Raw genomic sequence first — 20114 nt, 5'->3', positions numbered from 1 at the left:
CTATGCGTCACGATATCCCCGCCTCTACGTCCTCACTCTGTGAGGACTTTTCGCACTGCCTTCCTGGCTTCACCCTCACGCATACCGTGCATCTGGTGTCCGGTCTGGATCTCGGCGTCGTTTCGACCGCTGCCGGCGTGCTCGACGGCGAACAGGTCGTTGTCGACCGCTGGGCAGTGACCCGCTGCGGCGACGTGCTCGAGCAAAAAATCGTATTTGGCGAAATGACCGAAGGACGAGCGGTGCGACTGCGCGAACAACTCGCGGCCGTCGACGGCGTGTTGCGCGCGAAGATAGAGCATCATTTCGTTCGCGCCCGCTGAACCCGCAGGCTGGCGTCGCCGATGCACTGAAAGAGGAGCGAGCGTGCCAGACACCAGCATTGAACAACGGCAACACCCACGAGTCTTTGTCGCGGACATCGGCGGCTCATACGTCAGGCTCGGTGTATCGGACAGTCCGGGCAGCGTGCGCCTCGTCGAAAGCATGCCGACGCCCGTCGACAACTGGGAGGCGTTCGGCGCGACCCTCGAATCCCTCGCGGATCGTCACATTGGCGAGACCCGCTCGACGCTCGTCATTTCGATGGCGGGGGCGATTGATCCCGCAAGCGGCGTGATTTGCGCTTCCAACGTTCCGTGCGTCTCGGGCCGCGTGCTCGGCGCGGAATTGACCGCCCGGCTCAAGCGGCCTGTACGCATTGCCAACGACGCAGACTGCCTCGCGCTGGCAGAGGCAGTGGAAGGCGCGGGTGCGGGCCACGATGTCGTGTTTTGCGTGGTGCTCGGCTCCGGTGTCGGCGGTGGACTTGTAGTTGGCGGCCGTGTGGTCGGCGGTGCGAGCGGCATATCGGGTGAATGGGGCCACGGGCTGCCTGTCAGCACGCGCGTCGACTTCGACGGTATGGGCCACATGGAGCCTGTGCCCGCATTGCCTTGCGGTTGCGGCCGCGTGGGCTGCGTCGATACCATCGGCGCGGCGCGCGGTCTGGAACGGCTCAATGCGCTCCTGAACGGCGAACAGAAAGACAGCCACGCCATTCTCGACGACTGGCAGCAAGGCGGCGATCGCGCGCGGCGCACCGTTTCTGCCTGGCTTGCACTCGTATCGGAACCCCTCGCCGCCGTGCTCAATATCACAGGCGCTTCGGTCGTCCCGGTTTGCGGCGGCCTGTCGAACGTGCCCCCACTCATCGACGCGCTGGACGCGGCAGTGCGCAAGCGCACGCTGCGGGAATTTCGCGAACGCGTTGTCGTTCCAGGTGCGTTCCGGCACGACGGCGGACTCATCGGCGCGGCCATCATTGCCAGGCAGGACGATTGTCGGGAACCGTAACGCGCAGGGAAACGCCCGCATAGGAAAAATGGGCTTCCGACGCCTAAACTGATCTATGAAGCCAACCGGCTATCGGTAGTGATCGGTCAGCGGCTATCGGGGTGAGCATCATGAAAGGGCGTGAATTGTGCAGACTCCTGCTCGTGCTCGTGGCGCTATGCATCAGCGCCGGGGCGAGCGCGGGTCGAGGTGGCGGCTGGGTGCATGGCGGCGGCGGTGGCTGGGGCGGCGGCGGTTGGGGCGGCGCGAATCACAGCAGCGGCTGGAGCGGCGGCTACCACGGCGGCTATAACGGCGGTGGCTGGAACCACGGCGGCTATTACCATGGCGGGTATTACCACGGCTACGGCTGGTATCACGGCGGCTACTATCACGGCTGGTATGGCTGCTGCGGGTCGGTGAGCGTCGGCTTCTACTTCGGCCCCGGTTTCATCTACGGCTATCCGTTCTATCCGTACTACTACCCGCCGTATCTCGCGAGCGTCTATTACCCGTACGTTTCCGGCGACTTCTCGCAGCCCACGCAGTGGATCGAACAAGGCCAGGGACAGGGCCAGGTCGAGCCCCAGTACGGCGGCGCCAATCAGTACGATCAAAACGAGCAGTATGGACAAGGCGGCGGGCAAGGCGGGCAGGGCGGCGAGGCACCATATGGCGTCTGGTACTTCTGCGTAGCGTCGCAGACCTATTACCCGTATGTGCGCACCTGCCCCGGCGGCTGGCAGCAGGTGCCCGCGCGGCCACCTGATAGTTGAACACCAGGGCGGTTGTCGCCGTTATGCTTCGGTCTCTGCGGGGGAGTGCGTCTTCAGCGGCGGACGGCCGCGACGGACGAGCTTGTCGCCGTCGCGCAGGTCTGCCGGTTCGATCCGTTCGTCCGAAATCTCGGCTCTGGCGGCTTGTGCTGGATCAAACCGTGCAAATCGAGCCCCCATCGGGCACGCCAATTGCGTCACGTGCTTGATTCCACCTGGCGCCGGAACACAAATTGATCTACCGAGACTTCATCGCCATAGGCACATCGTCGGGCGGCGTCGATGCGCTTCGAAGTCTTGTGTCACAGTTCCCGCCTGACCTGCAGGCGACGGTCGCAATCGTGCTCCACGTGGGCAGCCACTTCAGCCACCTGCCGTCGCTGCTCAGCAACGCGGGCCCGCTGCGCGCGGTCCATGCGGAGGACGGCGAAACCTGGACGCCGGGCAGAATTTACATTGCACCGCCCGACCGGCACCTGATCGTGGAAGGTACGCGCCTGCGCCTCGTGCATGGCGCGAAAGAAAACTTTGCCCGCCCAGCCATCGATCCGCTCTTTCGCAGCGTGGCCGCGGAGCTTGGGCCGCGCGGCATCGGCGTGATCCTCACAGGCATGCTCGACGACGGCGCGGCCGGCCTCGAGGCCATCCAGGCCTGCGGCGGCACGGGAATCGTCCAGGATCCCTCAGACGCGGCCGCAAGCGAGATGCCGCTAAACGCCGCCCCCTTCGCCGACTACATCCTGCCGCTCGCGGGCGTCGCTCACCGTCTGGTCGAACTGACGGGTGGCGCGCCGCGCGCCTCGGCGGCCGAAAGCGCCTCGTGGCGCGGGGCCGCCGAACGCATCAACATCGAGCAGCGTGCCTGGCGCGAGGGCAACGGGCTGGCTGGCGACCTGAGCCGCATCGCCACGCCTTCCACGTTTACGTGTCCCGAGTGCAACGGCACGCTGTGGCGCCTCGACTATTCGCGCCTCTTGCGTTACCGCTGCCACACGGGCCACGCCTATACGGCGGCCTCGCTCACGCGGGGCCGCAGTTCCGACGTGGAGCGCTCGCTGCGCGACGCCCTGCGCGCATTGCGCGAGCGCGAGTCGATGAGCCGTGCCCAGGGCGAGCATTACAGGCTGCGCGGCGACTTCGACGCGCAGCAGCGGGAGGAGGAAACCGCGCGACGCGCGGGAGATGCGGCAGGGGTTTTGCAGTCAATGCTCCTGGAGGGATAATATCGGCGCGGCGCGCGCGGCCAACGGGGTGCGCGAGCGCGAACGCGAATGACTCCCTCTTCAGGACCTGGCAACCATGCCGAAACGACGTGGCCATATGCCCCGCAGCCAGACCAATTATCCGATCGTCGGTATCGGCGCATCGGCAGGCGGCCTTAGCGCGCTGCTGGCCTTCTTCGATTCCCTGCCCGCCCACACCTCGATGGCGTTCGTGGTGGTCGTGCATCTCGCGCCCGACCACGCAAGCAGTATGGCCTCGCTGCTGCGCAAGGCGACCGACATGCCCGTGGTGGAGGTGACGAGCCCGACGCCCATCGAGTCCGACCATGTGTATGTCATCGCACCGTCGCTCGATCTGACGATGGTCGACGACTATCTGCGCGTCGCGCCCAGCCAGCCGCGCGACGGCCACCGCGCGGCGATCGATCTGTTCTTCCGCACGCTCGCGGAAACGCATCACGAGCGCGCCATCGGCATCGTGCTTTCGGGCGCGGGCTCGGACGGCTCTGCGGGTCTCTCGCGCGTGAAGGAAATGGGCGGCATCACGTTCGCCCAGGATCCCTCGGAGGCGGAATACGACAGCATGCCGCGCAGCGCCATCGCCACCGGCATGGTCGATTTCGTCACCACCGCGGCGGAGATGCCGCAGCGGCTCATGGACCTCTGGTCCACGGCGAAGGAAATTCAACTGCCCACCGCGGAAAGCGAAGAGCGGCGCGAAGAGCATGTCAACGAGGCGGCCGAGCGGGCGCTGCGCGAGATCATGGTCATTCTGCGCACGCGCACGGCGCACGATTTCCGCCACTACAAGCGCGCCACGGTCCTGCGCCGCATCGAACGGCGCCTGCAGGTCAACGGCATCACCGACCTCCAGGCGTACCGCGACCACCTGCATCTTCACCCCGAGGAAACGCAGGCTCTGCTGCAGGACATGCTCATCAGCGTGACCAACTTCTTCCGCGACAAGGAAGCGTTCGATGTGCTCGAGCGCGAAGTCCTGCCGCGGCTCTTCGACGGGCGCGGCGAACAGGAGCGCATCCGCGTGTGGTCGGTGGGCTGCGCCACGGGCGAGGAGGCCTATTCGCTGGCGATGCTGCTCCAGGAGCGCTCGCTCAAGTCGACGGAAGGCACTTCGTTCCAGGTCTTTGCCACCGACATCGACGAACGCGCGATTTCATTCGCGCGCACGGGCCTCTTTCCTGACTCGATCCTCGCCGACGTGACGCCTTCGCGCGTGCGCCAGTTCTTCTCCAAGGACGCCGCGCATTATCGTGTGAAGAAAGAGCTGCGCGAGCACATGCTGTTCGCGCATCACAACGTGCTGAGCGATCCGCCGTTCTCGCGGCTCGATCTGATCTGCTGCCGCAACCTGCTCATCTATCTGGACCGCGAAGCGCAGATCGAAATCCTCAAGATGTTTCACTTTGCGCTGCGTCCGGGCGGCGTGCTGTTCCTCGGCAGCTCGGAGTCGGCGGACAGCGTGAGTTCGATGTTCACCGTTGTCGACAAGCGCAACCGCATTTACCGCGCGAACATGGCGGTGCGCGGCGATACGCCCGTGCCCGTGGCGATTTCCGGCACGCTGAACACGCGGCCCGTGGTCGCGACCGTGCAGCCGCCGGGGCGCCGCCGCTTCTCGTTCGGCGACCTGCACCAGCGTCTCGTCGAGCAATACGCGCCGCCTAGCGTGCTGGTTAGCCGCGACTCGGAAATCGTGCATCTTTCCGATCGCGCGGGCCGCTTTCTCCAGTATTCGGGCGGCGAGCCCTCGCACAACATCGTCGCTGCCGTGCGCCCGGAATTGCGGCTCGAACTGCGCACCGCGATTTACCAGGCGCTGCACACGAACCGCAGCGTCGAGGCTCGGCGTGTGCGTCTGGAGCGCGAGGGACGCTCGTATTTCGTCAACATGACGGCGCGGCCCGTGCACGACCCGGAGGCGAACGCCGACTTCGTGCTCGTGCTCTTCGACGAAGTCGAAGACAGCATGAGCAGCGCGGAAACGGCTTCCGTCGACGTGCAGAAGGACCCGATCATCACGCAGCTCGAACGCGAGCTGCAGCGCACGAAGGAGCAGTTGCAGTCGACCATCGAGCAATCGGAAACTTCCACGGAGGAACTGAAGGCCTCCAACGAGGAACTGCAGGCGATCAACGAGGAACTGCGCTCGGCGACCGAGGAACTCGAAACCAGCAAGGAAGAGCTGCAGTCGATCAACGAGGAACTCACGACCGTCAACGCGGAGCTGAAGTCGAAGGTCGAGGAAACCAGCAAGATCAACGACGACTTGCAGAACCTGATCGCGGCGAACGATATCGGCACGATCTTCGTGGACCGCAACATCTGCATCAAGCGCTACACGCCGCGCGCCACCGACGTGTTCAGCATCATTCCCTCGGATATCGGCCGCTCGCTCCTCGACATCACGCATCGCCTCGAATACGACAAGCTCGCCGACGACGCCGCCGAAGCTTTCGACTCGCTGCGCCTCATCGAGCGCGAGCTGAAGAGCAACGACGGGCGCTGGTATCTCGCGCGCTTCGTGCCGTACCGCACGACCGAGGACCGCATCGACGGCGCGGTGCTCTCGTTCATCGACATCACCGGCCGCCGCCAGGCCGAAGACCAGTTGCGCGAAGGCGAGCGGCGCATGCGTATCGTTGCCGAGGGCACGAAGGACTACGCGATCATCACGTTCGACGACGAAGGTTTCGTAACGAGCTGGAACGCTGGGGCGGAGCGAATTTTCGGTTATACGGAGGCCGAAATGATCGGGCAGTCCGCCGATTTGCTCTCGACCGAAGAAGACCGCGTGAACAAGGTCGCCGACCGTGAGTTCGCGCTGGCGCGCCAGCATGGCCGCACCGACGAGGAGCGCTGGCACCTGCGCAAGGACGGCACGCGCTTTTTCGCGAGCGGCGTCCTTTCGCGCCTCGATGAAGCCGGCGTGAGCGGCTTTGCGAAGATCGCGCGGGATCTCGGCGAAATCGTGCCCGCAGACGCGGACGTGCGCGACTCCGCGCTCGAACAGGTGCGCGACGCCGGCGAGCGCGACGGGCAGCGTCGCCAGGACGAGTTTCTCGCCGTGGTGTCGCACGAACTCAAGCACCCGCTCAATCTGATCTCGGCGAGCGCCGAACTCATTGCAAGGGCGCCGGAGACGCGCCAGAGCCTGAACCTCACGCGCGCCGCGGACACCATCCGCCGCACCGTGGTCGGCCAGGCGCAAATCATCGATGACCTGCTGGACATCTCGCGCGTGCGCACCGGCAAGCTCTCGGTCATGCGCTCGGCGGTGGACATGCGCGAGATCGTGCAGCGCGTGTGCAACGCCGTGCAATTCGACGCGCAGCAGCGCGGCATTGCGCTGAACGTCTCGATCGCGGAAACGCCGGTGATCCTGCATGCCGACTTCACGCGCATGGAGCAAATCGTCTGGAACCTCATCAGCAATGCGATGAAGTTCACCAATCGCGGTTCGGTGGGCGTCTCGCTCGATGTGGGCGACGACGAAGCCGTGCTGCGCGTGGCGGACACCGGCACCGGCATCGAGCCGGCGCTGCTGCCGCACATCTTCGACATGTACAAGCAAAGCCGCCAGTCCGCCGCGCGGCGCTCGGGGCTCGGCATTGGCCTCGCGCTCGTCAGGGAACTCGTGACTATCCACGGCGGCAGCGTGCGCGCCGAGTCGCAAGGCTTGGGGCGCGGCGCGACGTTTACGGTCACGCTGCCGATGCAGCGTTCGTTCACGCATGCGGACAGCCGCGACGGCGCGGCCATGGTGTCGCTACAAGGGCTCAATATCCTGATGGTCGACGACGACGCAGCCACGGTCGAAACCTTCAAGCTGCTGCTGGAGGGCGAAGGCGCGAGCGTGCAGACGGCCACGAGCGGCGAGCAAGCGCTGACGCTGCTCGACGGCAAAGCGCCGGATCTCGTGCTCTCCGATCTCGGCATGCCGGGCATGGACGGGTACGAATTCATCGGCAAGCTGCGCGCGCAGCCCGCGTTCGAATCCGTGGTCTGCATCGCGTTGAGCGGCTTTGGCCAGGAGGCCGATGTGGCGCAGTCCGCGCAGGCGGGTTTCGACGCGCACCTCAAGAAGCCGGTGCAACTCGAAGACCTGCTGGCGATCTTCGCGCGCCTGAGGCGCTAGTTCGCGCGGTGACGCCGGCTATCAGGTGATTAGCGTGTACGGGTCCGCCTCCAGCGCGACGCCCGCACCGCGAATCACCTGCATGTAAGCAAACGTGTCGCCCACCGCAGCGCTGGCTTGCTCCGCGAGACTGCGTACGTTCGTGGATTTTTCGGCACTCGCCATCATCGATTCGAGGGCTTCCGATTCCGCGAACCCGTGCGCTGCCGCCGCACTGAGAACCGCATCGAGAATGCGCCGGGCCGCCGCGCGGGCATCGACCGACGCGAGCGGTGCGCGGTAGGCGAGAAAGCCTGCCATCAGCAGGAATTCGGCCGGGCTGATATGGTGGCCATTGCCAACCGGCACGCCTTCCGGCATGTCGTGATATCGCGACATACATCGCCTCCCGCTTTGGAGCGCTGTGAATGCTGCTGCGGATGCCCTGGAAAATATAGTACAGAAAGCATCGCTCATGCCGACGAATGCGGCGCTCGATTGGCGTGCCAATTTATTAAGTGGGTGTTTTCGATAGGCTGGTGTCGACGTTTTTTCGCCGTGCCGCGAGGGCAAGTCGTAGTATTCTTGACCCGCCGCCTGTTCCCCATTGCCTTGCTGCACTGCGACATCCAGAAAGGGCGGCATGCAAAGCAGTGTCCAGCACGTGTCATGTTTTTGTAGGCTTCGAGACGAATTCACGAATTTTCTTCGAGGGCATTCATGAAAACGCTGTTTCTGCAGGCACCCTCCTACGAAGGCTTTGATGGCGGAGCGGGCTCACGTTTCCAGACCAAGCGTGAGATCAAGTCGTTCTGGTATCCAACGTGGCTCGTCCAGCCCGCCGCGCTGGTCGAAGGTAGCCGCGTGGTGGATGCACCCGCAGACGACCTCACGCTTGAAGAGACCCTGAATATCGCTGAGGAATACGAACTAGTTATCATTCACACGAGTTCGCCGTCATTCCAGAGCGACATTCAGTTCGCCGAGCACCTGAAGCGGCACAAGAGCACGATCTTGATCGGTATGATCGGCGCGAAAGTGGCAGTCGATCCGCATGGTTCGCTGACCGCGAGCAATGCGCTCGATTTCGTGTGCCGCGAAGAATTCGACTTCACGTGCCTCGAGATTTCCCAAGGTCGGCCGTTCGAATCGATCCTGGGCCTGAGTTATCGCCTGCCCGACGGCGGGATCATGCACAACGACGCCCGGCCCATTCTCGAAGACATGGACCAGCTTCCGTTCGTCTCGCCGATCTACAAGCGCGACCTCACGTCCGATCATTATTTCAGCGGCTATCTCAAGCATCCGTATCTGTCGCTCTATACGGGGCGCGGCTGCAAATCCCGCTGCACGTTCTGCCTGTGGCCGCATACGGTTGGGGGCCACCGCTATCGCACGCGTTCGGTCGAGCACGTGCTGGAAGAGGTGAAATGGATTCGGGACAACATGCCCGAAATCAAGGAGATCATGTTCGACGACGACACGTTCACGGATCTCAGGCCGAGAGCCGAAGAAATTGCGCGCGGCCTGGGCAAGCTGGGCGTGACGTGGTCGTGCAACGCCAAGGCGAACGTGCCGTACTCGACCCTCAAGATCATGAAGGACAACGGCCTGCGGCTGCTGCTCGTCGGCTTCGAATCCGGCGACGACCAGATTCTCGTGAACGTCAAAAAGGGCGTGCGCACGGACTTCGCGCGCCAGTTCAGCGAGGACTGCCGCAAGCTTGGCATCAAGATCCACGGGACCTTCATCCTCGGCCTGCCTGGCGAGACGCACGAAACGATCCAGAAGACCATTCAGTACGCGAAGGAGATCAATCCTCACACCATCCAGGTGTCGCTTGCCGCGCCTTATCCGGGCACGGTGCTGCATAAGCAGGCCGTCGAAAATGGGTGGCTGAACGATACCAAGGTGATCACGCTCATCAATTCGGCGGGCACGCAGGCGTCGACGATCGGCTATCCGCACCTTTCGCGCGAAGAGATCTACCTGGGCGTCGAGGAGTTCTATAAGCGCTTTTATTTCCGGCCATCGAAGATCTGGGAGATCGTTCGCGAGATGCTGGTGAGCTGGGAGATGATGAAGCGGCGCCTGCAGGAGGGCGCGGAGTTCTTCAAATACCTTCGGGCGCGCAAGGTCTAAGGCGCGCGGTTCTCTCAAGAAAACGCCCGGGATTCCGGGCGTTTTTTTCGTCACTCGCCTGTTACAGCTTTGCGCGGGGCGCCTTACGCGCGTATAGCTAGCGCATGTGCGACGAGCGGATTCCGTTGTGCTGATGAAGGTTGCGCAAAAGGTTTGCGCGGCGCCGTTCGCGGCGATAGTGCGCGACCACGGCCATGGCCGCGATGACCAGTACCATGACGCCAATGGCGGTTCCCCACTCCAATGCGTCCATGTCTGCCTCCTTGTCACTCAGGGCCGTCGCGTCGAGGCGAGCGGGGTTCAAGCGTAGTACGGCTGGCAGGGCGTTCCGCGGCAGCGCCGGAAGCGAGCAACGCGACGCACACGAAAGCGTGGCGCGGGTCGCGGACGCACAAAAAGTGTAGTCGATTGCGATGCGCAATTGAATCGCCCGGGTGTGTACGGATGCCAGCCATCGTGGTCATTTCTGCTGACGATTCGAACCCCGTTGCGATTCTGTTTGCGCTGGCGCGATTACTCCAGATCGCGCGTTTCAAGCTCCACGGACTGGCCCCCGTTTTTCTCTAGCGCGTGTCGCGCGGCCAGTTCGATACTCGGGCGGTTCGCCTCGAACGCGCTCAATAGCGCATGCGCCGATGTGCCGGTGTTGCCAAAGCGATCGTTCAGTGCGTCGAGCGATACGCTGCACCATACCGGGCGGTTGTCCACGTTGGCTTCGAACGCTACGCGGGCGGCGGCCACGGCGTGACGGCGGCTCGTGAATTCGATTCTCATCTTGGTCCTCCGTGAGTTTGCTTGTTAAAGGGTAGAGCCTGGCGCGGCCGATGTTGAGGTCTTTTTGCTGCTATTTCGCTTGAGCGCCGCTGGCGGGGTCGCTGCGCATCATCTTGTCGTGGGTGGCGGGCCCCGTGGGCTTCTTCACCGGCATGTTGTCGGGGTTCGACGCGCTCGCGGCGCCTGGCGCTGCCGCCGGTGGTTTCGCCATCTGCGGGGCGGGTGGCTGGGCGGCCGTTTGCGCCTGTGCGCTGGCGGGCAGCCAGGAGACGGCGAGCGGCCCGCAGACGAGCGTGCCCCGGACGATCGCGCCCCAGACGCGAGCAGGAAAGGACTTCATGGCTTCTCCGTTCGTATTCGGTCGCCGTGCGCCGGCGTGGAAGGGGCGGCATCACGCGGATACGTTGTCATTTCTCTCTTGTGAGCAGGGTTTTTCGCATCAGGCGTGCCTGCTTCGCGTGTCATGCTTTCCCGTTAAACCCCGGCCATGCCAGGGTTTTGACAGCGGTTCTAGAATGAGGTCGTGAGTGTAAAGGAGACCGTAATAACGTCATGGATACACAAGCGAAAACATTCGAGGAATTGCTGCAGCGCGAATATCAGCACGGGTTCGTTTCGGACGTGCAGTCGGATACGTTGCCGCGCGGTTTGTCCGAGGACGTGATTCGTCTTATCTCGGCGCGCAAGCAGGAACCGGCCTTCATGCTCGAATGGCGGCTTGCCGCCTACCGGCACTGGCTCACGATGACCGAGCCGCATTGGGCGAGCATCGAGCACCCGCCGATCGACTTCCAGGACATCGCCTACTATTCGGCGCCGCATACGCAGGCGAACCGTCCGAAGAGCCTCGACGAAGTCGATCCGGAACTGCTTCGCACTTACGAAAAGCTCGGCGTGCCGCTGCAGGAGCGCGAAATGCTCGCGGGCGTGGCCGTGGACGCGGTATTCGACAGTGTGTCCGTCGCCACCACGTTTCGCCGGCAGCTGGGCGAGCTGGGCATCGTCTTCTGCTCGTTTTCGGAAGCGGTGCGCGAGCATCCGGACCTTGTGCGCCAGTATCTCGGCTCGGTCGTGCCTTACACCGACAACTTCTTTGCAACACTCAACTCAGCGGTGTTCAGCGACGGCTCGTTTTGCTATATCCCGCCAGGCGTGCGCTGCCCGATGGAGTTGTCCACGTACTTCCGCATCAACGCGCGCAACACGGGTCAGTTCGAGCGCACGCTGATCGTGGCCGACAAGGGCGCGTACGTGAGCTATCTGGAAGGCTGCACCGCGCCGATGCGCGACGAAAACCAGCTGCACGCCGCCGTGGTGGAACTCGTCGCGCTGGAGGGCGCGCAAATCCGCTATTCGACGGTGCAGAACTGGTATCCCGGCGACGCGCAAGGACGCGGCGGCATCTACAACTTCGTCACGAAGCGCGGCGACTGTCGCGAGGCCAATGCCCGGATTTCGTGGACGCAAGTCGAAACCGGCTCCGCGATCACGTGGAAATATCCGAGCGTGATCTTGCAGGGCGACAACTCGATTGGCGAGTTCTATTCGGCGGCGCTCACCAACCACTATCAGCAGGCCGATACCGGCACGAAGATGGTTCATATCGGGCGCAATACGCGCAGCACGATTCTCTCGAAGGGGATATCGGCGGGCCGCGGCAAGAACGCGTATCGCGGGCTCGTGAAAATGGCGCGCTCGGCCGAAAACGCGCGCAACTATACCCAGTGCGATTCGCTGTTGCTCGGCGATCGATGCAGCGCCTTCACGTTTCCGTATATCGAGGTGAAGAACCCGAGCGCAAAAGTCGAACATGAAGCCTCGACTTCGCGCATTGGCGAAGACCAGTTGTTCTATTGCCGGCAGCGCGGGCTATCCGAAGAGGACGCCGTGTCGATGATCGTCAACGGCTTTTGCAAGGACGTTCTCAAGGAACTGCCGATGGAGTTCGCCGTGGAAGCGCAGAAGCTGCTGGGCGTGAGCCTGGAAGGCAGCGTAGGTTGAGAGGGAGAAAGGCATGCTGGAGATTAGCAATCTGAATGTCGAAGTGGAAAACAAGCCGATTCTGCGCGGTGTGGATTTGCGCGTGAATGCGGGCGAGGTTCACGCGATCATGGGGCCGAACGGCTCCGGCAAAAGCACGCTCGCCCATGTGCTGGCGGGGCGCGAGCAATACGTGGTCACGGGGGGCAGCGTGCAGTACGACGGCTGCGACCTGCTCGCGCTTGCGCCCGACGAACGCGCGCGCCGCGGGCTCTTTCTCGCGTTCCAGTATCCGGTGGAAATACCGGGCGTGAGCAATATCTATCTGCTCAAGGCCGCGCTCAATGCGCAGCGCAAGCAGCGCGGCGAGGCGGAACTCGACGCCATGGACTTTCTCGCGCTGGTGAAGGAGAAAATGGCGGCCATGGAGATGAAGGAAGACCTCCTGTACCGGGGCGTGAACGAAGGGTTTTCGGGCGGCGAGAAAAAGCGCAACGAGGTGCTGCAAATGACCGTGCTGGAGCCGCGTCTCGCCATGCTCGACGAGACCGACTCCGGGCTCGATATCGACGCGCTGCAACTCGTCGCGCGCGCAGTGAACCAGATGCGCAGCGCAGAGCGCGCGATCGTGCTGGTGACGCACTACCAGCGCCTGCTCGACTACATCGTGCCGGACCACGTGCACGTGCTTTCGCAGGGGCGCATCGTGCGATCGGGGTCGCATGAGCTTGCGCTCGAACTGGAGCGAAAGGGCTACGGCTGGCTCGGCGAGCCGGATAACGACGGACCGGCAGCCGCGCAAGGCGCCGGCGCGCAACACATGGCATCCGCCAGGGAGCAACGATGAGCGAATCAACGCGCGAGCATTATCGCGACGCCTTCCGCACGATGGCTGGAACGCTGGCGGGCGTCGAGCTGCCCTGGTTGCGCAAGGCTAGGCGGCACGCGTTCGAACGGTTCGAGACGCTGGGCTTTCCCGGCACGCAACTGGAAGCGTGGAAATACACCAACGTGATGCCCATTGCGAAGCCGCATTGGCATTTCATGCCGTCGGACGGCGAGCAAACGGACTATGCCCGCCTGATCGACGACCTCGTTCCCGCCGATTCGGCGGGCCGTATCGTGTTCGTGAACGGCCGTCACGTGCCGAAGCTCTCCTACTTGCCGCCTTTGCCGGAGGGCGCGTTCGTCGGCACGCTCGCGCAGGCAATGCGCAGGATTCCTGAGCGGATCGAATCCATCATGGCGCGCCGTGCGCCCGAGGACGGCTTTGCGGCGCTCAACGGCGCTTTTCGCAGCGACGGCTACGTGGTCGTGCTGCCGCCCGGCTGCGCGCTGGACTGGCCGCTGCACGTGCTGTTCTTCAGCAGCGAGGCCGCGCTCGCCATGCATCCGTTCAACGCGGTCGTGGCCGAGCGGGGCGCGCGGTGCTCGATCGTCGAGCAGTTCGCGGGTATCACCGACGAAGCCTACTTCGTCAACACCGCCACGGAAATCGTCGCCGACGAAGAGGCCGACGTTCAGCATTGCCGCATTCAGCAGGAGGCGCGCAGCGCGTTTCATATCGCACACGTAAGCGTTTCGCAGCGGCGGGCCAGCCACTTCACGTCGCACTCGTTCGCGTTTGGCGGTGCATTGTCGCGCACGCAGATCGACACGCGCCTCGATGCGGAAGACGCCCAGGCTGATCTCAACGGTTTGTACTTCGTGAGCGCGAGACAACACGTGGACCATCACACGCGTATCGACCACGAGATGCCGCGCGGCACGAGCCGCGAATACTATCGCGGCGTGCTCGACGGCGCGTCACGTGCGGTGTTCGACGGCCGCGTGATCGTGCATCCGGACGCGCAGCAGACCAACGCGCATCAGGGCAACGACAATCTGCTGCTTTCGCGCAATGCCGAGATCGACACGAAGCCGCAACTGGAAATTCACGCCGACGACGTGAAATGCACACACGGTGCGACCGTCGGCCAGCTCGACGAGAGCCCGCTCTTTTACCTGCGCTCGCGCGGTATCGACGAGCGCATGGCGCGTGCGCTCCTCGTTTGGTCGTTCGCGCGCGTGAGCGTGGATCGCGTGGAGAGCGCCGCACTGCGCAGCCGGCTCACGAAACAGCTGCTCGCGCGCCTGCCTGGCGGCGAATACCTGCGGGGACTGTCATGAATCTACTCGAACCTGTAGGCGTTCCCGACGCCGAAACGGTCATGGGCTGGCGCCGCGATTTTCCGATTCTGCGCGAAAGCGTGCACGGCAGGCCGCTCGTGTACCTCGACAATGCAGCGACCACGCAGAAACCCGCGAGCGTGATTGCCGCCGAACAGGCGTATTACGAGCACGACAATGCGAATGTGCATCGCGGTGTGCATCTGCTGTCGCAGCGCGCGACCGATGCCTACGAGGGCGCCCGCGCGCGCATTGCGCGTTTCCTGCACGCGGCGCACGAGAAGGAGATCGTGTACACGCGCGGCACCACGGAAGCGATCAATCTGGTCGCGCAAAGCCACGCACGGCCGCGACTTCAGCCCGGCGACGAAGTGCTCATCACCGCGATGGAGCATCACTCGAATATCGTGCCGTGGCAGCTCGTTTGTGCGCAAACGGGCGCGGTGCTGAAGGTCGCGCCGATCGACGACGACGGCATGCTCGACCTCGACGCCTATGAGCGCCTGCTCGGCGCGCGCACGCGCATGGTGGCGCTCGCGCATGCGTCGAATGCGCTGGGAACGGTGAATCCGGTTGCGCGAATGATCGAGCTTGCGCATGCGCGCGGCGTGCCGGTGCTGGTCGATGGCGCGCAGGCCATTGCGCATCTACCCGTGGACGTGGCCGCGCTCGATTGCGACTTCTATGCGTTCTCGGGCCACAAGATTTACGGTCCCACCGGCATAGGCGCGCTCTATGCAAAATCCGCGTTGCTTGAAGCCATGCCGCCCTGGCAGGGCGGCGGCGACATGATCCGCTCCGTGACGTTCGAAAAGACCGAGTACAACGTGATCCCGTGGCGGTTCGAAGCGGGTACGCCGAACATTGCAGGCGCGATCGGGCTTGGCGCCGCACTAGACTATGTCAGCGCGATTGGGCTGGAAGTCGCGCAGCGTCACGAGGCCGACCTGCTCGCGTATGCGGACGATGCGCTGCGTGCGATGCCCACCGTAAGAATGATTGGAACTGCGAAAGAAAAGCTGGGCATCCTCTCGTTCGTCATGGGGAACGCGCACGCCCACGACATCGGTACGATACTCGACCAGTGCGGCGTGGCGGTGCGCACGGGCCATCATTGCGCGATGCCGGTCATGGAGCGCTATGGCGTGCCGGCCACGGTGCGTGCCTCGTTCGCGCTGTACAACACGCGCGCCGAAGTCGACGCGCTGCTGGACGGCCTCGCGCGCGTAGAGGAGGTGTTTCCGCTATGAGCGACTTGCGCGACCTGTATCAGGAAACGATTTTCGACCACTACAGGCGGCCGCGGAACTGTCACGCCGTGCCCGGCGCGACGCATAGCGCCGAAGGGTATAACCCGTTGTGCGGCGACCGCGTCACGTTGTATTTGCGAATCGAGGACGGCGTGGTCAAGGACGCCGGGTTCGAGGGCGCGGGGTGCGCGATCGCAACGGCTTCGGCTTCGTTGATGACCGAGGCGCTCAAGGGCCGCACGCAAGCGGAAGTCGAGGCGCTGTTCGAACGCTTTCACGCGATGGCGACGGCGCCTGCGGACCGGCCCGTCTCGTCCGAGGGGCTCGGCAAGCTCGCGGTGCTTGGAGGCGTGCGCGAGTTTCCAGCGCGTATCAAGTGTGCGACGCTTGCGTGGCATACGCTCCACGCCGCGTTGCGCGACGAGCGCGGCACCGTTTCGACGGAATGAGGCCGCGCACGCCAGGAGGCAAATCACGATGAATACGCAAACGGCGGCCAGCGACCTGCGCGAACGTGTGATCGACGCGCTGCGCTCGGTGTTCGATCCGGAGATACCGGTGAACATCTACGATCTGGGGCTCGTCTATCAACTGGACGTGGACGCCGAAACGGGCCACGTGACGATCCACATGACGCTGACCGCGCCCGGTTGCCCGGTTGCGCAAACCTTTCCAGGCACGGTCGAAGAATGCGTGAACGAGGTGGAAGGCGTGAGCGAGACGAACGTGGAACTGGTCTGGGACCCGCCCTGGACGCGAGAGCGCATGTCCGAAGCGGCGCTGCTCCAACTGGGGATGCTCTGATATGGCCGATTGGGTGGACGTGGCGCCATACGCCGGGTTTCAAGCGGGCTCCGTACGCAGTGTCGATGTGGACGGCACACAGGTCGCGGTATTCAATCTCGAAGGGACCTGCTATGCAATCGAGGACACCTGTCCGCACGATGGCGGCGTGCTCACGGGCGGTGACGTGGAGGGCGACGAAGTGATCTGCCCGCGGCACGGCGCCCGCTTTTGCATCAAGACGGGAAAGGTCCTCGCGCCGCCCGCGTATGAGGACGTCGCGGTGTTCGCGGTGCGCGTGGAGGCGGGCATGGTGCAGGTGCGCGATACCCGCTGGGACGAGGGCTTTTCCTGAGCGTGGAAGTCACGCCCGCGCCTCACGCGCGATTGTCAGCGGCATAATGGGTGCGCGGATTGGAGAGCGACGGCTTGTGCCGGTCGCGCCAATCTCCGCGCTTTGCATGCGTTGCAACTATCGAGAGGCATCCATGAAGGCTCTGTTCCATCTTGCAGCGGCGGCCGCGGCAGGCACGCTCGTCATGTTCTACCTGGACCCGATTTCCGGCTCGCGGCGCCGCGCGCGGTTGCGCACCACGCCGTTTTCGCGCCGTAGCGGCCGCGCGAACGCTCATGGCCAGGCGGTTCCGGTTGGCACAGACGGCGAGCTGGCCGGGCCCGGCGGCGGCATTGGCACCGCGCCGTGAGCGTGCGCCATGACCACTCAGGATTACGCTCTTTTACCCGACCTGAATCATCGCGTTGCGCTCGTGACCGGCGGCTCGCGTGGCATCGGCCGCGCGATTGCCATTGCGCTCGCTTCGGCAGGCGCGGCGATTGCCGTGAATTACCGGCAGCGCGCTGACGAAGCCCATCAGGTCGTCGCGCAGATCGAAAGCGCAGGCGGCCGCGCGCTCGCGGTGCGCGCCGATGTGTCGGCGGCAAGCGAAGTCACCAGCATGATCGGCGAGATCGAGCGCAGCCTCGGCGCGGTCGACGTGCTCGTGAACAACGCGGGCACGGGCACGTTCAGCGACATCGAGTCGATCACGGAAGCCGAATTCGACCACACGCTCGCCGTCAATCTCAAGTCGGCGTTTCTCTGCACGCAGGCGGTGCTGCCCGGCATGCGCGCGCGTCGCTGGGGGCGCATCGTCAATCTGTCGTCGGTCGCCGCGCGCGGCGCAGGTGCCGTCGGTGTTCACTACAACGCTTCGAAAGCCGGCCTCGAAGGCTTGACGCGCGGCTACGCCTCGCGTGTGGCCCGCGAAGGCGTGACGGTGAACGCCGTGGCGCCGGGGCCCATCGACACGGAAATGGCCGCGCCGCTGAAAGCCGCGAACATCGCCGAGCGGCTGCCCGTTGGCCGCCTGGGAGAAGCCGACGAGGTCGCGCAGGTCGTGTTGATGGTGGTGGGCAATGCCTTCGTCACGGGGCAGACCATTGCTGTCAACGGCGGCATCAGTTTCATCTAGGCCACCTGTTTCCGCCTGTTCCCGCGTGTTCCATTGCGGGCCGCCGCGAGGCGGCCCGTTTCAATTGGCTCGCGTTGTTTGCTAACCGGCGCGTGAGCGCCGCGCAATCTTCATACCTGAAAACAAGGCATTTTTCTCGCCGATTGAGTGCAAAGCCGGCTCAAACCAGCGCCTAACTTACCAATCGAAAATATTTCGTAAGGAGTCTGACGCTGAGCATTCATACCCCGATGCTCTAATCCTCATGCCGTGTAGCCTCCGCATTCAGCTGGCATGAGCGCGACGATGCGGGCTGCATAACGCCTTTGCCCGGCTTCACGGTGACCCCCCGAAAATACGAAGCCAACCAGGAGCCGAAAATGCAATGGCGTCACGTCGTAGTTGGTTCGCTCACAGCCGCAGCATTCGCATCGACAGTTGCGTGGAGTGCTGGTGACGATCACGACAAGAATCATCCGGAACACGGTCACACGGCCACCCCGATCAAGCACCTGGTCGTGATTTACGGCGAGAACGTTTCGTTCGACCATTATTTCGCGACTTATCCGCATGCGACCAACCCGTCCGGCGAGCCTGCATTCAAGGCACAGCCCGGCACGCCCGAAGTGAACGGTCTGACGGGCACGCTGCTGACCAGCAACCCGAACTTCACGAATGCGGGCAATGGCACGGGCGCGGCCAATCCGTTCCGTCTTGATCGCACGCAGGCGGCCACGGCCGACCAGAACCACGCCTACACCGCCGAGCAGCAAGCGTACGACAACGGCCGTGCCGACCTCTTCCCGTTGTACACGGGTAATGGCACGAGCGGCGGCGCTGGCGCATTCGGCACGAAGGGCCAGGTGATGGGCTATTACGACGGCAACACGGTCACGGCCCTGTGGAACTACGCGCAGCACTACGCGATGAGCGACAACGCCTATACGTCGACCTACGGTCCTTCGACGCCCGGCGCGCTCGAAGTGGTCTCGGGTCAGACCAACGGCATGAAGGTTGTGCTCACAACGAAGAAGCCTTCGGCCGCCGGTTCGTACTATGTGAACGACGGCCAGAACGGTTTCACGATGATCAACGACGTCGATCCGGCCTACGACCTCTGCTCGAGCGCGACCGACCAGGCGCAGATGACGGGCAAGAATATCGGCGACCTGTTGAACGCGCGCAGTGTTTCGTGGGGCGGTTTCATGGGCGGCTTCAACCTCGCGACGACGAACAGCAACGGCACGACGGGCTGCAAGCGCAGCACGCTTTCGCCGGTGGTCGGCGCGGCGACGAACGACTATATTCCGCACCACAACTGGTTCCAGTACTACGCTTCAACGTCGAACCCGCAGCATCTGCGTCCGGGCTCGCTCGACGCAATTGGCCACAGCGTGGGCAAGAACGGGAAGGCCGATCCGGCGAATCACCAGTACGATACCGACGACTTCTTCGCGGCTGTGAAGGCGGGCAATTTCCCGTCGGTGAGCTTCCTCAAGGCCCCGGCCTTCCAGGACGGTCACGCGGGTTACTCGGACCCGCTCGACGAGCAGGCTTTCGTCACGAAGGTCGTGAACTTCCTGCAGCAGCAGCACGGCTGGGAAGATACGGCCGTTATCGTGGCGTGGGATGACTCGGACGGCTGGTACGACCATGCGTATGCACAGCCCACGAGCGCTTCGTACGATAGCGTGGCCGACCAGTTGACGGCGGCCGGCATCTGCGGCACGGGTTCGGCGCCGGCCGGCCTGAACGGCAAGCCCGTGAACGGCCGCTGCGGTCCGGGCACGCGCATTCCGTTCGTCGTGATCTCGCCGTGGGCGAGAGAGAACTACGTCGACCACACGCTGATCGACCAGTCCTCCGTGGTGCGTTTCATCGAAGACAACTGGCTTGATGGTCAGCGCATCGGCGGCGGTTCGTTCGACGCGACGGCAGGCAACATCATGGGCATGTTCGACTTCGACCGCCGCGGCCGCGGCCACGAAGACCGCACGCTGTTCCTCGACCCGGCGACGGGCGTGGTGCTCGACAAGGCACCGAAGGTTTGACAGCTTAGGACGTCTGATCGTTAAGGCATGACAGGAAGAGCGCGCCCCTGCAAGATTCGTCGAGCA

Annotated in this window: 20 protein-coding genes; 16 read left to right on the top strand and 4 right to left on the bottom strand. The window is 64.0% G+C overall.

All coding sequences use genetic code 11. The annotated features are described in order from the left end of the window. Positions 1-2 precede the first annotated feature (2 nt). From VSR72_RS25770 to VSR72_RS25750, 5 genes are all read left to right on the top strand, one after another. Positions 3-323 carry a hypothetical protein gene (locus VSR72_RS25770; protein ID WP_342955173.1) on the top strand — a complete coding sequence of 107 codons (321 nt, stop codon included), beginning with the start codon at positions 3-5 and terminating at the stop codon, positions 321-323. A 43-nt stretch (positions 324-366) separates the two neighbouring features. Then, positions 367-1335, top strand: a complete 969-nt coding sequence (locus VSR72_RS25765) for an ROK family protein (RefSeq protein WP_342955172.1) — start codon at positions 367-369, stop codon at positions 1333-1335. A gap of 110 nt (positions 1336-1445) precedes the next feature. Then, complete coding sequence (locus tag VSR72_RS25760) at positions 1446-2090, top strand: hypothetical protein (protein WP_342955171.1); 645 nt, start codon at positions 1446-1448, stop codon at positions 2088-2090. Positions 2091-2323: 233 nt separating this feature from the next. Next, positions 2324-3313: a chemotaxis protein CheB gene (locus tag VSR72_RS25755; protein ID WP_342955170.1), complete on the top strand. Its 990-nt coding sequence runs from the start codon at positions 2324-2326 to the stop codon at positions 3311-3313. Positions 3314-3389: 76 nt separating this feature from the next. Continuing rightward, positions 3390-7469, top strand: a complete 4080-nt coding sequence (locus VSR72_RS25750; protein ID WP_342955169.1) for a CheR family methyltransferase — start codon at positions 3390-3392, stop codon at positions 7467-7469. A gap of 21 nt (positions 7470-7490) precedes the next feature. Here VSR72_RS25750 and VSR72_RS25745 read toward each other — a convergent pair whose 3' ends face one another. Then, the gene (locus VSR72_RS25745) at positions 7491-7847 is read right to left on the bottom strand and encodes a hypothetical protein (protein ID WP_342955168.1); all 357 of its coding nucleotides are present in this window, start codon (positions 7845-7847) and stop codon (positions 7491-7493) included. A 321-nt stretch (positions 7848-8168) separates the two neighbouring features. Here VSR72_RS25745 and hpnJ point away from each other — a divergent pair, with 321 nt between their 5' ends. Continuing rightward, positions 8169-9590, top strand: a complete 1422-nt coding sequence (hpnJ, locus tag VSR72_RS25740) for a hopanoid biosynthesis associated radical SAM protein HpnJ (RefSeq protein WP_342955167.1) — start codon at positions 8169-8171, stop codon at positions 9588-9590. A 97-nt stretch (positions 9591-9687) separates the two neighbouring features. Here the strand turns inward: hpnJ and VSR72_RS25735 are convergent, their stop codons facing one another. From VSR72_RS25735 to VSR72_RS25725, 3 genes are all read right to left on the bottom strand, one after another. After that, on the bottom strand, positions 9688-9843 hold the full coding sequence (locus VSR72_RS25735; protein ID WP_342955166.1) for a hypothetical protein: 156 nt from the start codon (positions 9841-9843) through the stop codon (positions 9688-9690). A gap of 260 nt (positions 9844-10103) precedes the next feature. Further along, positions 10104-10364: a DUF1488 domain-containing protein gene (locus VSR72_RS25730; RefSeq protein ID WP_028204289.1), complete on the bottom strand. Its 261-nt coding sequence runs from the start codon at positions 10362-10364 to the stop codon at positions 10104-10106. Between the two features lie 70 nt (positions 10365-10434). Next, positions 10435-10704, bottom strand: a complete 270-nt coding sequence (locus VSR72_RS25725; RefSeq protein WP_342955165.1) for a hypothetical protein — start codon at positions 10702-10704, stop codon at positions 10435-10437. Between the two features lie 212 nt (positions 10705-10916). Here VSR72_RS25725 and sufB point away from each other — a divergent pair, with 212 nt between their 5' ends. The 10 genes from sufB (at position 10917) to VSR72_RS25675 (ending at position 20048) form a co-directional block, all read left to right on the top strand. Then, positions 10917-12365: a Fe-S cluster assembly protein SufB gene (gene sufB, locus VSR72_RS25720; RefSeq protein WP_342955164.1), complete on the top strand. Its 1449-nt coding sequence runs from the start codon at positions 10917-10919 to the stop codon at positions 12363-12365. A 13-nt stretch (positions 12366-12378) separates the two neighbouring features. After that, positions 12379-13191, top strand: a complete 813-nt coding sequence (gene sufC / locus VSR72_RS25715; protein ID WP_342955163.1) for a Fe-S cluster assembly ATPase SufC — start codon at positions 12379-12381, stop codon at positions 13189-13191. Continuing rightward, positions 13188-14513 carry a Fe-S cluster assembly protein SufD gene (gene sufD, locus VSR72_RS25710; protein ID WP_342955162.1) on the top strand — a complete coding sequence of 442 codons (1326 nt, stop codon included), beginning with the start codon at positions 13188-13190 and terminating at the stop codon, positions 14511-14513. The genes sufC and sufD overlap by 4 nt, the downstream gene beginning before the upstream one ends. After that, complete coding sequence (locus VSR72_RS25705) at positions 14510-15763, top strand: cysteine desulfurase (RefSeq protein ID WP_342955161.1); 1254 nt, start codon at positions 14510-14512, stop codon at positions 15761-15763. Before sufD ends, VSR72_RS25705 begins: the two co-directional genes overlap by 4 nt. Continuing rightward, complete coding sequence (gene sufU / locus VSR72_RS25700; protein ID WP_342955160.1) at positions 15760-16212, top strand: Fe-S cluster assembly sulfur transfer protein SufU; 453 nt, start codon at positions 15760-15762, stop codon at positions 16210-16212. Before VSR72_RS25705 ends, sufU begins: the two co-directional genes overlap by 4 nt. A 28-nt stretch (positions 16213-16240) precedes the next feature. Further along, positions 16241-16567 carry an SUF system Fe-S cluster assembly protein gene (locus VSR72_RS25695; protein WP_342955159.1) on the top strand — a complete coding sequence of 109 codons (327 nt, stop codon included), beginning with the start codon at positions 16241-16243 and terminating at the stop codon, positions 16565-16567. A gap of 1 nt (position 16568) precedes the next feature. Continuing rightward, the gene (locus VSR72_RS25690) at positions 16569-16901 is read left to right on the top strand and encodes a non-heme iron oxygenase ferredoxin subunit (protein WP_342955158.1); all 333 of its coding nucleotides are present in this window, start codon (positions 16569-16571) and stop codon (positions 16899-16901) included. Between the two features lie 133 nt (positions 16902-17034). Further along, positions 17035-17250: a hypothetical protein gene (locus VSR72_RS25685; RefSeq protein ID WP_342955157.1), complete on the top strand. Its 216-nt coding sequence runs from the start codon at positions 17035-17037 to the stop codon at positions 17248-17250. Between the two features lie 9 nt (positions 17251-17259). Further along, a complete protein-coding gene (locus VSR72_RS25680; protein ID WP_342955156.1) occupies positions 17260-18018 on the top strand; it encodes an SDR family NAD(P)-dependent oxidoreductase in 759 nt (252 codons plus the stop codon). Positions 18019-18377: 359 nt separating this feature from the next. After that, positions 18378-20048, top strand: a complete 1671-nt coding sequence (locus VSR72_RS25675) for an alkaline phosphatase family protein (RefSeq protein ID WP_342955155.1) — start codon at positions 18378-18380, stop codon at positions 20046-20048. Positions 20049-20114 lie beyond the last annotated feature (66 nt).

Origin of the sequence: Paraburkholderia sp. JHI869 (assembly GCF_038900775.1) — a bacterium.
Taxonomy (GTDB): domain Bacteria; phylum Pseudomonadota; class Gammaproteobacteria; order Burkholderiales; family Burkholderiaceae; genus Paraburkholderia.
The sequence above is the reverse complement of the archived record's forward strand: the minus strand, read 5'-3'. Positions and strand labels throughout refer to the sequence as shown.